The sequence below is a fragment of the Saccharothrix sp. 6-C genome (genome assembly GCF_016695385.1).
Taxonomy (GTDB): domain Bacteria; phylum Actinomycetota; class Actinomycetes; order Mycobacteriales; family Pseudonocardiaceae; genus Actinosynnema; species Actinosynnema texasense.
In genome coordinates this window covers 8,328,187-8,342,892 of the sequence record NZ_CP064192.1, presented here as the reverse complement: position 1 = coordinate 8,342,892, position 14,706 = coordinate 8,328,187, and the positions used below count along the sequence as shown (strand labels likewise).

Here is a 14,706-nt window from a genome sequence, read left to right as displayed (position 1 = left end):
CGGCATGGGCGACAACCGCCGCACTGTTCGAGTGGCCATTGTCGGGGTCGGCAACTGCGCGGCGTCGCTGGTGCAGGGCGTCCACTACTACCGCGATGCCGACCCGAGCACCCGCGTGCCCGGTCTGATGCACGTCCGGTTCGGTGACTACCACGTGCGCGACATCGAGTTCGTCGCCGCGTTCGACGTGGACGCCAAGAAGGTCGGTACGGACCTGTCCGAGGCCATCGGGGCGAGCGAGAACAACACGATCAAGATCGCCGACGTGCCGCCGCTGGGCGTCACCGTGCAGCGCGGTCACACCCTGGACGGGCTCGGCCGGTTCTACCGGGAGACCATCGAGGAGTCCGACGAGCAGCCGGTCGACGTGGTTCGGGCGCTGCGCGACGCCGAGGTCGACGTGCTCGTGTCCTACCTGCCCGTCGGCTCCGAGGCGGCGGACCGCTTCTACGCGCAGGCGGCCATCGACGCCGGTGTGGCGTTCGTCAACGCGCTGCCGGTGTTCATCGCCTCCGACCCGGAGTGGGCGGAGAAGTTCCGCGCGGCCGGCGTGCCGATCGTCGGCGACGACATCAAGTCGCAGGTCGGCGCCACCATCACGCACCGCGTGCTGGCCAAGCTGTTCGAGGACCGCGGCGTCCAGCTCGACCGGACGATGCAGCTCAACGTGGGCGGGAACATGGACTTCCTGAACATGAAGGAGCTGGAGCGGCTGGAGTCCAAGAAGGTTTCCAAGACGCAGGCGGTGACCTCGCAGGTCGACCGCGACCTGGGCAAGCGCAACGTCCACATCGGCCCGTCCGACTACGTGGCGTGGCTGGACGACCGCAAGTGGGCGTACGTGCGGCTGGAGGGCCGCGCGTTCGGCGACGTGCCGCTGAACCTGGAGTACAAGCTCGAGGTGTGGGACTCGCCGAACTCGGCGGGCATCATCATCGACGCGGTGCGCGCCGCGAAGATCGCGCTGGACCGGGGCATCGGCGGCCCGATCCTGTCGGCGTCGTCCTACTTCATGAAGTCGCCGCCCGTGCAGTACTCGGACTCCGAGGCGCACGAGGCGGTCGAGGCGTTCATCCGCGGTGACGTGGAGCGCTGAGCCCTACCGCGACGGACCCCCCGCACCTCTCGGTGCAGGGGGTCTTCTCGCAGGTCAGCGCTTGGACAGTCGCAGCGACTGCCACGACCCGTCGGCCGTCCAGCCGCCGTCCACCGGCAGCGCGACGCCGTTGACGAAGCCGCTGCGGTCCGGGTCGGCCAGGAAGGCGACGGCCTGCGCGATGTCGTCAGGCGCCGCGAACCGGCCCATCGGCACGTGGTCGGTGATGTCGGCGTCGTCGTAGTGCCCGCCCGCCTGCGACTCGACGTCCATCTCGGTCTTCACCCACCCCGGGCACACCGCGTTGACCCGGACGCCGCGCCCGCCCCACTCCACGGCGAGCGTGCGCGTCATGCCGATCAACCCGTGCTTCGTGGTGTTGTAGACGGCCCGGTCGGCGACACCGCGCAACCCGGCCACGGACGCGATGTTGACCACCGCGCCCCGCCCGCGCGCCAGCATCACCCGCCCCAGCGCCTGCGTCAGCAGGAACGGCCCGGTCAGGTTGACCGCCACCATCCGCTCCCACAGCTCCAGGGACGTGTCCTCGAACGGCACGATCCCCGCGATCCCGGCGTTGTTGACCAGCACGTCGACCCGGTCGCCGACCCGCTCGGCCACCCTGGCCACGTCGTACGGCGAGGACACGTCGCCCACCACGCCGCCGTCGGTCTCCGTGAGGTCGAACCCGACCACCTCGTACCCGTCCGCGCGCAACACCTCGGCCACCCGCGCCCCGATGCCCTGGGCCGCACCGGTGACCACCGCAACTCGTCGCTCCATGGTGGGCACGCTAGGGCGTCGGCAGCGCTCCGGGCAGGTCCGACAGTCGCCGCAACACGGTGACGTGCGTCAAGACGGCCGGGTCCGGCGGGAAGTGGGGGTTCGGGACGGCGTAGACGGCCATGCCGGCGGCCAGGGCGGCGCGCAGGCCGTTGGTCGAGTCCTCCACCGCCGCGCTGCGGGTCGGGTCGACGCCCAGCTTCGACGTGGCCAGGAGGTAGACGTCCGGGGCGGGCTTGCCCGCGCCCGCCTGCTCGCTGGAGATCGCCACCTCGACGACGTCGGTCAGGTCGGTCGCGGCGAGGAACGACTTGATCAGGACCGGCGGGGACGAGCTGGCGATGGCGACCGGGTAGCGCGACGCCACCGCGCGCACGACGTCCACCGCGCCCGGCAGCACGGGCGGGCCCTCGGCGTAGCGCTCGGCCATCTCGCCGATCACGCCGGCCGCCGCCTCGGCCGGGGTCAGCCGCACGCCGACCTCGGTCACCAGGTAGGCGGCCCACTCGGGTGTGCTCATGCCCTGCATCGCCCTGGTCGCCGCGGGCCGCCACGTGCCCCCGTGCCGGGCGGCGAAGGCCTGCCGCACCTCGTCCCACATCCGCTCGGAGTCCACCAGCACGCCGTCGAGGTCGAACACCACCGCATCCACACCCGAGACCGTAGTGTGAACGGCCTTACTTCGCTAAGCTAACCAAATTCGGTTAGGATGGCTAAGTGAATTTCCTCGACCAACCCCGTCAGGTGTGGGTCACGGCGTTCGCCGCGGTGATCGCGTTCATGGGCATCGGGCTCGTCGACCCCATCCTGCTGTCCATCGCCGAGGGCCTGCACGCCACACCGTCGCAGGTCACCCTCCTCTTCTCCTCCTACCTGGGCGTCCAGGTCGTCGCCATGCTGTTCACCGGCGTCGCGTCGGCCCGCTTCGGCGCCAAGCGCACCCTCGTCGGCGGCCTGGCCCTCATCGTGGTCGCCACCGCCCTCTGCGCCCTCGCCGGCAGCATCGGCCAGCTCGTCGGCCTGCGCGCCGTCTGGGGCCTCGGCAACGCGTTCTTCATCGCCACCGCGCTGTCGGTGATCGTCGGCGCGGCCACCGGCGGCCAGAAGGGCGCGATCCTGCTCTACGAAGCCGCCCTCGGCCTCGGCCTGTCCGTCGGGCCGCTGCTGGGCGCGCTGCTCGGCAGCTTCTCGTGGCGCGGGCCGTTCATCGGCACCGCCGTGCTGATGGCGACCGCGTTCGCGCTGTGCGCGGTCTTCCTCGCCGACGACAAGCCGCAGCACGAGATCCGGCTCCTCGACCCGCTGCGCGCCCTGCGCCACCCCGGCCTGCTGCGCACCGCCCTCGGCTCCGCCCTCTACACGGCCGCGTTCTTCGCCGTGCTGGCCTGGTCGCCGTTCGTGCTGGGCTGGGGCGCGGTGCGGATCGGGCTCGTCTTCTTCGGCTGGGGCGCGTGCGTCGCGGTCTCCGGCGTCTGGCTCGCGCCACGCCTGGCCGGCCGCTTCGGCGACCGCCGCGCCACCATCGCCGCGGTGCTCGCGTTCGGGGCGCTGATGCTGGTCATGGCGGTGCCGAACAAGCCGCTGCTGGTCGTCGCGGTGATCGTCAGCGGCGTGGTCTCCGGGCTGCTCAACACCCTGTTCACGAGCGCCGCGATGAGCGTCAGCCCGGCGCCGCGCCCGGTGGCCAGCGCGGGCTACAACTTCCTGCGCTGGCTCGGCGGCGCGCTGGCCGCCACGTTCGTCGGCCACCTGGCCCAGCCGTTCGTGGTCGCCGCGGTGTGCTGCGTCCTCGCAGCCGGCCTGCTGGCCCTCGGCCGGACCTCCGGGCGCGCCGTGCCGACCGAAGCGATCCTGGTCGGAGAGGACCTGGTGGGTTAACAAGAAGTGAACGCCGGCTTACGGTCCGTTGGTCCCAACTGACCATAGGAGGCGTTCTAGTGGTGAGACACCTTCCACTGCTGGCCAACCACTCCCCCGGACGCGCGGCCGTCACCTGCCAGTACCGCTGCGGTGACGCGTGCTTCCACGACGTGCCCAACACCTCGGGCAACCCGTACTTCGGCGACCTGGTCGACCGGCGCACCGCCATCAAGGCGGCCGTGGTCGTCGGAGCGCTCGGCGGCGTCGCGAGCGGCGTCACGAGCGGGGCCGCCACCGCCGCGGCCGAACCCGGGACGGCGGGACGGCACCCCCTCGGCCTGGACTTCGCCCCCGTCGCGCCGAACGCGCTCGACGCCGTCGTCGTCCCCGAGGGCTACCGCCACGAGGTCGTGATCCGCTGGGGCGACCCGCTCTTCCCGGACGCGCCCCGGTTCGACTTCGACCACCAGACCGCCGCCGCCCAGGCCAGGCAGTTCGGCTACAACTGCGACTTCGCCGCGTTGCTGCCGCTGGACGCCACCGGCCGGACGAACCTGCTCGTCACCAACCACGAGTACACCGGCGAGCCGTTCATGTTCCGCGGCTACGACGCCGCCCACCCCACCCGCGAGCAGGTCGAGATCGCGTGGGCCGCGCACGGCCTGTCCGTGGTGCAGGTCGAGCAGGCCCGCGACGGCCGCCTCACCACCCGGTTCTCCCGCTACAACCGCCGCATCACCGCCACCACGCCGTTCAAGATCACCGGCCCGGCGGCGGGCTCGGACCTGCTCAAGACCTCGGCCGACCCGACGGGCACGAAGGTGCTGGGCACGCTGAACAACTGCGCGGGCGGTGTCACCCCGTGGGGCACGATCCTGTCCGGCGAGGAGAACTTCAACCAGTACTTCGCCAACGCCGAGGCGCTCGCCGACCCGCGCCTGACCCGCTACGGCGTCACCGGCACGGCCACCACCCGCAAGTGGGAGCGGTTCGACGAGCGGTTCGACCTCGCCCGCGAGCCGAACGAGGTCAACCGGTTCGGCTACGTCGTCGAGCTCGACCCGACCGACCCCGACTCCACCCCCGTCAAGCACACCGCGCTGGGCCGCTTCAAGCACGAGTGCGCCAACGTCCGCCTCGCCGCCGACGGACGAGTGGTCGCCTACTCCGGTGACGACGAGCGGTTCGAGTACATCTACAAGTTCATCTCCACCGGCAAGGTCCGCAAGGGCGACGGCAAGGCCGCCCGCCGGCACAACATGACCCTGCTGGACGACGGCACCCTCTACGTCGCCCGCTTCACCGGCGACAGCCCGCCCGCCGAGATCGACGGCACCGGCCGCCTGCCGTCCGACGGCAGGTTCGACGGCCGCGGCGAGTGGGTGCCCCTCGCGTCCGGCGACCGGTCGTTCGTGCCGGGCATGACCGCCGAGGAGGTCTACGTCTTCACCCGGCTCGCCGCCGACAAGGTCGGGGCGACCAGGATGGACCGCCCCGAGGACATCCAGACCCACCCGCACACCGGTGTCGTCTACTGCGCCCTGAGCAACAACGTCGACCGGGGCAAGGCGGGCAAGGAAGGCGCGACCGAGCCGAACCCGCGGGTGGCCAACAAGCACGGCCAGGTGCTGGAGCTGACCGAGCGCGGCGGCGACGCCCTCGCGCTCGCGTTCTCCTGGAACCTCATGCTGGTGTGCGGCGACCCGGCGTCGCCGGACACCTACTTCGCGGGCTACGACAAGAGCCGGGTGTCGCCGATCTCCAGCCCCGACAACGTGGCGTTCGACCGGCACGGCAACCTGTGGATCTCCAGCGACTCCGCCGGCGCGCTCGACGGCCACAACGACGGCCTCTACGCCGTGCCCGTGTCCGGTGCGCAGCGCGGCCACCTCAAGGCGTTCCTCACCGTGCCGCGCGGCGCGGAGACGTGCGGCCCGGTGATCGGCGAACGCGTCGTCACGGTGTGCGTGCAGCACCCCGGCGAGGTCGACGGCGCGAGCGCGGACAACCCGGCCTCGCACTGGCCGGACGGCGGCGACTCGCAACCGCGGCCGTCGGTGGTCGCGGTGTGGCGGGAAGGACGCCGCGTCGGCGAGTGAGGCCACCGGTGTGGTCGCCCGGCGCGACCGGGCGACCACACCGCGTGCGAACCTGTGGTCCCGGTCCGGTGACGATCGAGGTGTTCGCCTCGCGTTCACCTCGAAGTCCGCTGGTGGAGGGCTTGCCCTCTTACGGTCGCCCGGTTCCCACTGAGCGATCTCGGAGGTCCGCGTGTCCTCATCCACCGATCGGGGGCGGCGCCTGCTGCCCCTCTTGCCCAACCACCCGCTCGGGCGTTCGGCGATCACCTGCAAGTACCGCTGCGGTGACGCGTGCGCCCACGAGGCGCCCAACACGTCCGACAACGCCTACTTCGGCGACGTCGTCGGCGAGGTCGTGCGCCGGCGCGGCCTGCTCAAGGCGGGCGCGGTGCTCGCCGTCGCGGGCGCGGGTGTCGGGCTGGTCGGTGCCGGCAGCGCCGCCGCCAAGCCCCAGGTCGAACTCGACGTCGACCTGGGCGGCGGTCGTCGCCGCGACGGCCTGAACTTCGCCGCCGTCGCGCCCAACACCGAGGACCGCGTCGTCACCCCCGAGGGCTACGAGCAGGGCGTCGTGCTGCGCTGGGGCGACCCGGTGGTGCCCGGCGCGCCCACGTTCGACTTCGACCGCCAGACCCCGGCGGCGCAGGCGAAGCAGTTCGGCTACAACTGCGACTTCCTCGGCCTGGTCCCCGTCGGCGGGCACGACCAGTGGGTGCTCGTGGCCAACCACGAGTACACCACCGAGGAGTTCCTCTTCAAGGACTGGGACGCGAACAACCCCACCCGTGAGCAGACCGAGATCGCCTGGGCCGCGCACGGCGCGTCGGTGGTGCTGGTCGAGCGCGACCGGCGCAGCGGCAAGCTCGTGCCCAAGCTCGACCGGCGCTACAACCGCCGCATCACCGCCACCACGCCGTTCAAGGTCACCGGCCCGGCGGCGGGCTCGAAGCTGCTCAAGACGTCGGCCGACCCGACGGGCACGAAGGTGCTGGGCACGCTGAACAACTGCGCGGGCGGCGTGACGCCGTGGGGCACGATCCTGTCCGGCGAGGAGAACTTCAACCAGTACTTCGCCAACGCGGGCTCGGTCACCGACCCGGTCGCCAAGGCGCGGCTGGCCCGCTACGGCCTGTCCGGCGCGGCGTCCACCCGCAAGTGGGAGCGGTTCGACAAGCGCTTCGACGTGGCGCAGGAGCCCAACGAGGTCAACCGGTTCGGCTGGGTCGTCGAGATCGACCCGCTCGACCCGGACTCGACCCCGGTCAAGCACACCGCGCTCGGCCGCTTCAAGCACGAGGGCGCGAACGTGATCATCGCCCGCGACGGCCGCGCGGTCGCGTACATGGGCGACGACGAGCGCTTCGACTACATGTACAAGTTCGTGTCCGACGAGAAGGTCAAGCCGGGCAACAGCAAGCACGCTCGTGAGCACAACAGGACGCTGCTGGACAAGGGCACGCTGTACGTCGCCAAGTTTACCGGCGACAGTCCGGTCGCCGAGATCGACGGCTCCGGCGCGCTGCCCGCCGACGGCGGGTTCGACGGCTCCGGCGAGTGGATCCCGCTGGCCGCGGGCAACCGCTCGTTCGTGCCCGGCTTCACCGCCGAGGAGGTCTACGTCTTCACGCGGCTCGCGGCGGACGCCGTGGGCCCGACCAAGATGGACCGCCCCGAGGACGTGGAGCCGAACCCGCGCAACCGCCGGGTGTACGCGGCGCTGACCAACAACACCGACCGCGGCAAGGCGGGCAAGGAAGGCCCGACCGAGCCGAACCCGCGCCCGAACAACCGCCACGGGCACGTGCTGGAGCTGGAGGAGCGCCGGGGCGACAACACCGCCACGTCGTTCTCCTGGAAGCTGCTGCTGGTGTGCGGCGACCCGGCGTCGGCCGACACGTACTTCGGCGGGTACGACAAGACCCAGGTCTCGCCGATCTCGTGCCCGGACAACGTGGCGTTCGACGCGCGGGGCAACCTGTGGATCTCCACCGACGGCAACGCCCTGAAGTCCAACGACGGCTTGTTCGCCGTGCCGGTCGAGGGCCCGTACCGGGGCCGGGTGAAGCAGTTCCTGACCGTGCCGAAGGGCGCCGAGACGTGCGGCCCGGTGGTCGAGGACGACTTCGTGCTCGTGTCCGTGCAGCACCCCGGTGAGATCGACGGCGCGTCGGCCGCCAACCCGCTGTCGCACTGGCCGGACGGCGGCACGTCCCAGCCGCGCCCGTCGGTCGTCGCCGTGTGGAAGCAGGACAAGGGCCGCATCTGCGGCTGACCCGAGAGTCCAACGCTGACGCCGCGAGAGTCCAACGTTCAGCGCACCTGAGTTCAACACTCGACCGACCACCCGGTCTGTCGAGTGTTGAACTCAGGGCGCCTGGACGTAGGACTCTCGAGCTCTGGAGGTAGGACTCTCGGGGGGTGGTTAGGGTGCGGGTATGAGTCGACCCGTTGCGTTGGTGACCGGTGCGTCGCGTGGGATCGGCGCGGCGGTGGCACGGGCCCTCGCGCCGACGCACGACCTGCTGCTGGGCGGCCGGGACGAGGGCGCGCTGGCCGAGCTGGCCGGGTCGCTGGGCTCCGCCCGCCCCTGGCCGGTCGAGCTGACCGACCCCGACGCCCTGGCCGCCGCCACCGCGGGCCTCACCCGCCTGGACGTCCTCGTGCACAGCGCGGGCGTCGCCGAGCTCGGCCCGCTGGCCGAGGCGACGGCGGACGTCTGGCGCCGCACCCTCGACGTCAACGTGGTCGCCGTCGCCGAGCTCACCCGGCTGACCCTCCCGCTGCTGCGCGCCGCCCGCGGCCACGTCGTGCTGATCAACTCCGGCGCGGGCCTGCGCGCCAACCCCGACTGGGGCGTCTACGCGGCGAGCAAGTTCGCGCTGCGCGCCTTCGGTGACGCCCTGCGCGCCGAGGAGGAGGACCTCCGCGTCACGTCCGTCCACCCCGGACGCGTCGACACCGACATGCAGCGCGGCGTCCGCGAGCAGGAGAGCGGCGACTACCAGCCGCACCTCTACCTGCGCGCGGACTCCGTGGCACGTGCCGTCGCCACCGCCGTGAACGCGGGCGAGGACGCGCACTTCACCGAGGTCGTGGTCCGCCCCCGCCCCCGCTGACCTACCGCAGCCGGGCCGCCGCCTCGCGCACGCCCGCCTGCGCCGCCCGCCGGTCCACGTTCGTGGTCTCGCCGTCGGCCACCACCTGCCTGCCCGCCACCCACACGTCCTTGACCCGCCGCGTGCCCGACGCCCACACCAGGTTCGCCAGCACCTGCTCGTCCGGCGCGTCCAACCCCGTGGCGAACGCGGGGTCGTCCACGTCCACGTGCACCACGTCGCCCCACCGGCCGGGCTCCAGCGCGCCGAGGTCGTCGCGGCCCAACGCCGCCGCACCACCGCGCGTGGCCAGCAGCAACGCGTCCGCCGCCCGCATCGCCGTCGCGTCCCCCGACGTCACGCGCGCCAGCAGCGCCGCCAGCCTGGCCTCCTCGAACAGGTCCAGGTCGTCGTTGGACGCCGGCCCGTCCGTGCCCAACCCGACCGCGACGCCCGCGTCCAGGTAGGACCGCAGCGGCGCGATGCCCGACGCCAGCTTGGTGTTCGAGCCGGGGCAGTGCGCGATGCCGACCCCGTGGGCGGCGTAGATGGCCACGTCCTCCGGCGACAGGTGCACGGAGTGGGCCGACAGCACCCGCCCGCCCAGCACGCCCGCCTGCTCCAGCAGCCGCGGCACGGACCCGTGCGACGCCCGCTGCGCCAGGTCCTCCTCCGCCGACTCGGCCACGTGCACCTGCACCAGCGCGCCGCGGTCACGCGCCTGCCCGGCGATCTCACCGAGCGCCTCCGGCGACAGGATGTACGCCGAGTGCGGCCCGTAGCTCAGCTCGACCCGCTCGTCGGGCCCGAACCGCAGCCCGTCGGCGTCGATCCACCGGGTGATCTCGTCGGTCATCGGCCGCCACGGCATCCCCGGCAGGTCCATGATCGCCGCACCGAACAGCACGCGCGACCCGGCGGTCAGCACGGCGTCCGCGAGCTGCTCGCCGTGGAAGTACATCTCGGCGCTGGTGGTCACGCCGTTGCGCAGCATCTCCACCGCGCCGAGCAGCATGCCGACCCGGATGTCCTCGGGCTTCATCTTCGCCTCGGCCGGCCACATCGCCTCGCGCAGCCAGCGCAGCAGCGGCAGGTCCCCGCCCAGGCCGCGCAGCAGCACCATCGGGCTGTGCGCGTGGGTGTTCACCAGGCCGGGCAGCAGGATGCCGCTGAGCCGGCGGACCTCGCCGTCGAACGCGGGGGCGTCGGCCTCCGCGCCGACGTGGGCGACCCGGCCGTCGACGACGTCGACCACGGCGTCGCGCAGGACGGTGCAGGCGGGATCGCAGGGCAGGACGACGGGGGCGTGCAGGCGCAGCGACATGCCCCGATCCTGCCGCACTCGATCGAGCGACACACAACGTGGCGGGCCACGCGTCACCCCGTAACCCGAACAGTGGGTTTGACCTTCTGGGGCGGTGTTCACCCGCTGGATGGACGTAATCTCCGAAACGTTGGGAGAGGTGGTGGTCCCGCTGATCCGGCGAAGGAGTGACAGTGGCTCGTAACGGTGGAAGTGCCCAACCCGGCGAGCGCCGCGGCAGGGGGGAGCCCGCGGCGGCGGTCCTGCGATCGGAGGCCGATTTCTCCGAGCCGGGCCTGTCCCGGGAACGTCGATGGCTCGCGCTGTTCCTGTTGGTGCACTTGGTGGACGACAACGGCAGGATGAGCACCGCGTACCGGCGGGTGCTCCGACGGGCGGCGCGAACACCCGGGCACTGGGCGCACGGCCGCTCGCTCGGCGCGGTCCGGGCCGAGGTGACGCGCTGGATCGGCGCGCAGGCCAGGCCCGAGTGCGTGCCGCCGTGGGAGCGGGTCGCGAGCCTGGTCCACGCCGCCGTGCACCCGACGCTCGTGCCCGAGGTGGTGGCGACCGCCCGCTACCTGCACGGCCTCGTCGTCGGCGTGGCGACCGACGACCCCCGTCCGCGCTGGCTCGACCCGGAGGTCGACGACATCACCACGACGATGATCGGCGGCCCGGAGTGGGCCCGCAAGCACGGCCTGGCCGCACCCGCGGACCGGGGGTCCGGTGACGCCGCGGCCGGCGGCGGGGGCCTCCCGACCCGGGAGGCGAGGGCGTACGAGATGTTGTGGACGGTGGTGCGGGTGCACCGCGACGCGGAGGCGCGGATCGCCGAGCTGGAGCACCAGGTGCGCCAGTTGCACGAGGAGAACGCCCGGCTCTCCGGCGACGTCACCACGTGGCTGGGCGACTACCGGCCGGCGATCCCCGACCAGGACCGCGGGTCCCGCCGCCGTCCCGTCGCCGACCGCCACCTCGCCGACCGCCACCGCCCGGAGGAGGACCCGGCGCGGTCCTTCACCTACCCGCTGCCCGTCGAGCTGCCCGCGTCCCAACCGTCCGCCGGCTGACCGCGCGGCTGGGAGGTGTCACCGCGTCACCGGCAGGACGGCGCGCACCTCCCAGCCGCCGCCGGCGCGGGCGCCCGCGCTGAACCGGCCGCCCAGCAGCTCGACGCGCTCCCGCATGCCCACCAACCCGTAACCACCGGACCCGCCGACCGGCGCCGCCTTGCGCGCCCGCCCGTCGTCGGCCACCAGCACGTGCACCTCACCGTCCGAAACGGACACCGAAACGTCCACGGTGGACGCGCCCTCGGCGTGCTTGCGCGCGTTGGTCAACGACTCCTGCACCAGCCGCAGCACCGAGCGGCCCAACGACGGCGGCACGGGCGCCGGCAGGTCGACGTGCAGCCGCACGGGCTGGCCGGACCGCTCCACCACCCCGCGCACGTCGTCGGCCAGGTCGCTGGACGCGGTCGGCGCATCGGCCTCGGTGTCGCGCAGCGTGCCGACCAGGCGGCGCATCTCGGCCAACGCCTCGTTGCCGCTGCGCACGATGATCGGCAGCGCCTCGCCCGCCGCGGCCGGCACGGCCTGCGCCGCCTGCGCGTGCACCACCATGCCGGTCACGTAGTGCGCGATCACGTCGTGCAGCTCGCGGGCCAGCGCCATCCGCTCGGTGTGCTGCGCCGCCGCGACCTCGGCCCGCACGGCGGTCGCGCGTTCCCGGTCGCGGGCGCGGAAGTACAGCCCGGTGCCGAGCGACAGCGCCAGCAGCACCCCGCCGAACACCGACTGCGGCCAGAACCCGGGCCCGCTGTAGTCGTCCGGCCAGTACGGCGACCGGTACTCCGGCCGCACGACGGCGGCGAGCGCGGTCACCGCGACGACCAGCACGACCCCGGCCACCGCGCGCGCCGGCGGGGCCTGCCGCACCACCACCGCGACGATCGCCATCAGCGCCGCCACCTCGGCCACCACCAGGCCGCCGATCATCGGCGTCACGGGCGCGGCACCCGCCACGAGCAGCACGACCGAGCTCGCGCCCACCGCCGTCGCGGCGGTCAGCACGGCGTCGAACGGGCGCCGGGGCGCGAGCACGGCCAGCGCGCACACCACGACCGCGCCGGGGATGTGCCACCAGCCGCCCTCGCCGAGGAACCCGATGCCGACGAGGAGGAGCAGGGCGCACGCCAGCGGCCACTGGCGGCGGAGCAGGGCCCGCCACCCGAGCTGAGTGCTCTCCACGGGACCTCACGGTAGGTGGTCGCGGCGCGCGGCGCGTCCGACCCCGGTCGGGTGGCCCGTCAACCGGGAGGCTGACCCGAACGCCCGGTTAAACACACCAGTGGCCGATGTCGGATGACGAATCCCGGGGTGACTCTTGAGTGGTGAGTCGGGGAACGGGAGGTGCACGATGTTCGGAGTGGTCGCTACTTGGGCGGGCGCGGTGCTCGGCCTGCTGGTGCTGGTCCTGATGGCGCTGGCGGGCGTGTTGATCGATTCCCAGCGCTGAGCCGGGGTGTGCCGCGGCTCAGTCGCCGGGTCCCCCGGCGCGCCGCCGGAGCAGTTCGGCCAGGCGTCCGGGTGAGTGGGGCAGGGTCGTTTCCTCGGGGGTGGCGGAGAAGCGGGCGGGTCCGCCGGCGCGGGCGCGGTGGGCCGCCGCCGGGTCGAGCCGGAACGCGGGCCGGTTGCCGGAGTGGCGTTGCCGCGAGCGCAGCCACGACAGCCGGTGCCGCGACTCGGCGTGGTGGTCGGTGATGGTGACGGCCGCCAGGTCGAAGGAGTGCAGCACGGCCCGGTTCAGCTCGACCACGGCGCGGTCGCGCCACAGCGAGCGCTCGGTGGACGTGTCCAGGCCGAGGGCCTCGGCGACGGACCGGGTGGCGCCGCAGGCGTTCTCGTCGGCCAGGCTCCTGGCGCCGATCTCGGAGCCGACGAACCACGAGTTGAACGGCGCGGCGGGGTAGGTGACGCCGCCGATGGTCAGCCGCGTGTTGCTGATCACGGGCACGGCGTGCCAGCGCAGGCCGAGCTGCCCGAACCAGGGCAGGTCGGGGTGTTCGAGGACGACCTCGTGCACCGCGTCCGGCGGCACGGTGAACAGCCGCGCGCCCTCGTGCGCGGTCTCCACCACCAGCGGCAGCAGGTCGAAGCGGCCGGGCGGCTCGGGCGGCTGCCAGCCCATGGCGCGCACGGCGTCGGTGAACCCCCGGTAGCGGAGGTCGCCCGAGCCGTCGCCGTGGCCCGCGTACCGGACCAGCTGCTCGTTCCAGATGCACGGCCCCGGCGCGGTCGGGGTGTCCGGCGCGAACACCGTGACCAGCGGGCGGATCTCGCCGCCGTTGGTCGCCTGGCGCAGGTGCTCGACGCACTCGCCGGCCACGGCGGCGGCGTTGCGCAGGCCGCGCAGGTCGCGGACCTTGAGCCGGCGCCACGGCACGCCGCTGGTGCACCAGCCGGAGTCGCGCAGGGCGATCCGCGCGCCGTAGGCGAGCTCGTGGGCGGTGTGCCGGTAGGTGCCGGTGCGGGCGACCTCGTCGCGGACCTGGGCCAGGCGTGGTCCGACCGGTCCGGCTTCGGGGTGGGCGATGTGGAACATGCGGAGGAACCCCTCCGCCGCGTCCACGTCGAACGTTATCGGTTCGTTGTCTACTGCGGTCACGGGCGGCAACCGTAGTTGTGGATCGGTGTGACTCGTCACTGCCAGACGGGGCACATCGGGTGATCCACAAATCCCACCCGATCCGGTGACGAATCCACGCGCAGTCGCCGCATCGGTCGTCCGGGACCGTGACTTTATGCCTCGGTCAGGTGAGCTCGACCCGCTCGAACATCAGGTCGTGGCTGATCCGCTCCTCCTCGACCGCCCGCTGCTCGAACTTCGTCACGGGCCGCCACCCCGGCCGGGGCGCCCAACCGTCGAACCGGTTGCGCAGCAGCGGCTCGGCCGAGCACACCCGGAGCATCTGCTCGGCGTACTCCTCCCAGTCCGTCGCCAGGTGCAGCGTGCCGCCGGGCCGCAGGCGCGACGCCACGAGCCGCACGAACTCCGGCTGCACGAGCCGGCGCTTGTGGTGCTTCTTCTTCGGCCACGGGTCGGGGAAGTAGATGCGCACCTCGGCGAGCGAGGCGGGCTCCACGTGCTCGGTGAGCAGGTCGACCGCGTCACCGCGCAGGACCCGCAGGTTCGTCACCTCGAGCGCCTCGGCGCGCAGCAGCAGCTGCGCCAGGCCGGGCTTGTAGACCTCGACGGCCACGTAGTTCAGCTCGGGCGCGGCGGCGACCAGCTGGGAGGTGGTCTCACCCATGCCGGAACCGATCTCCAGCACGACGGGCGCCTCGCGCCCGAACCACTCGTCGAAGTGCACGGGACCGGCCGGGAGCGCCTTGACCTCGCGGCCCAAGCGCTCCCAGTGGCGGTCCCATGCGCGCTGCTGCCCCACGGTCATCCGTTCGCCGCGTTGGACGTAGCTGACGACGG

General features: G+C 72.9%; 12 protein-coding genes. 6 read left to right on the top strand and 6 right to left on the bottom strand.

Annotated elements, in window-relative coordinates:
• Positions 1-4: 4 nt before the first annotated feature.
• Positions 5-1,096 carry an inositol-3-phosphate synthase gene (locus IOD16_RS36380; protein ID WP_123744876.1) on the top strand — a complete coding sequence of 364 codons (1,092 nt, stop codon included), beginning with the start codon at positions 5-7 and terminating at the stop codon, positions 1,094-1,096.
• Positions 1,097-1,150: 54 nt separating this feature from the next.
• Here IOD16_RS36380 and IOD16_RS36375 read toward each other — a convergent pair whose 3' ends face one another.
• Both IOD16_RS36375 and IOD16_RS36370 read right to left on the bottom strand, forming a co-directional pair.
• Complete coding sequence (locus IOD16_RS36375; RefSeq protein WP_123748237.1) at positions 1,151-1,879, bottom strand: SDR family NAD(P)-dependent oxidoreductase; 729 nt, start codon at positions 1,877-1,879, stop codon at positions 1,151-1,153.
• Positions 1,880-1,889: 10 nt separating this feature from the next.
• Positions 1,890-2,531, bottom strand: a complete 642-nt coding sequence (locus IOD16_RS36370; RefSeq protein ID WP_201437988.1) for an HAD family hydrolase — start codon at positions 2,529-2,531, stop codon at positions 1,890-1,892.
• 65 nt (positions 2,532-2,596) lie between these two features.
• Between IOD16_RS36370 and IOD16_RS36365 the strand changes: the two genes are divergently transcribed.
• From IOD16_RS36365 to IOD16_RS36350, 4 genes are all read left to right on the top strand, one after another.
• Entirely contained in the window at positions 2,597-3,757 is a 1,161-nt protein-coding gene (locus IOD16_RS36365) for an MFS transporter (RefSeq protein WP_201437987.1), read from the top strand.
• A gap of 62 nt (positions 3,758-3,819) precedes the next feature.
• The gene (locus tag IOD16_RS36360) at positions 3,820-5,838 is read left to right on the top strand and encodes a PhoX family protein (protein ID WP_201437986.1); all 2,019 of its coding nucleotides are present in this window, start codon (positions 3,820-3,822) and stop codon (positions 5,836-5,838) included.
• A 172-nt stretch (positions 5,839-6,010) separates the two neighbouring features.
• A complete protein-coding gene (locus IOD16_RS36355) occupies positions 6,011-8,092 on the top strand; it encodes a PhoX family protein (protein WP_201437985.1) in 2,082 nt (693 codons plus the stop codon).
• Between the two features lie 163 nt (positions 8,093-8,255).
• Complete coding sequence (locus tag IOD16_RS36350; protein ID WP_123744879.1) at positions 8,256-8,936, top strand: SDR family oxidoreductase; 681 nt, start codon at positions 8,256-8,258, stop codon at positions 8,934-8,936.
• Position 8,937: 1 nt separating this feature from the next.
• On the opposite strand, the gene IOD16_RS36345 is transcribed toward IOD16_RS36350, so the two are convergent.
• Positions 8,938-10,239, bottom strand: a complete 1,302-nt coding sequence (locus IOD16_RS36345) for an amidohydrolase family protein (protein ID WP_123744880.1) — start codon at positions 10,237-10,239, stop codon at positions 8,938-8,940.
• 173 nt (positions 10,240-10,412) lie between these two features.
• Between IOD16_RS36345 and IOD16_RS36340 the strand changes: the two genes are divergently transcribed.
• Entirely contained in the window at positions 10,413-11,291 is an 879-nt protein-coding gene (locus IOD16_RS36340) for a hypothetical protein (protein ID WP_201437984.1), read from the top strand.
• 18 nt (positions 11,292-11,309) lie between these two features.
• On the opposite strand, the gene IOD16_RS36335 is transcribed toward IOD16_RS36340, so the two are convergent.
• The 3 genes from IOD16_RS36335 to trmB form a co-directional block, all read right to left on the bottom strand.
• The gene (locus IOD16_RS36335; RefSeq protein WP_201437983.1) at positions 11,310-12,470 is read right to left on the bottom strand and encodes a sensor histidine kinase; all 1,161 of its coding nucleotides are present in this window, start codon (positions 12,468-12,470) and stop codon (positions 11,310-11,312) included.
• Between the two features lie 286 nt (positions 12,471-12,756).
• Positions 12,757-13,887, bottom strand: a complete 1,131-nt coding sequence (locus tag IOD16_RS36330; protein WP_268957660.1) for a nitric oxide synthase oxygenase — start codon at positions 13,885-13,887, stop codon at positions 12,757-12,759.
• Positions 13,888-14,032: 145 nt separating this feature from the next.
• Positions 14,033-14,674: a tRNA (guanosine(46)-N7)-methyltransferase TrmB gene (gene trmB / locus IOD16_RS36325; protein ID WP_236595268.1), complete on the bottom strand. Its 642-nt coding sequence runs from the start codon at positions 14,672-14,674 to the stop codon at positions 14,033-14,035.
• Between the last annotated feature and the right edge of the window lie 32 nt (positions 14,675-14,706).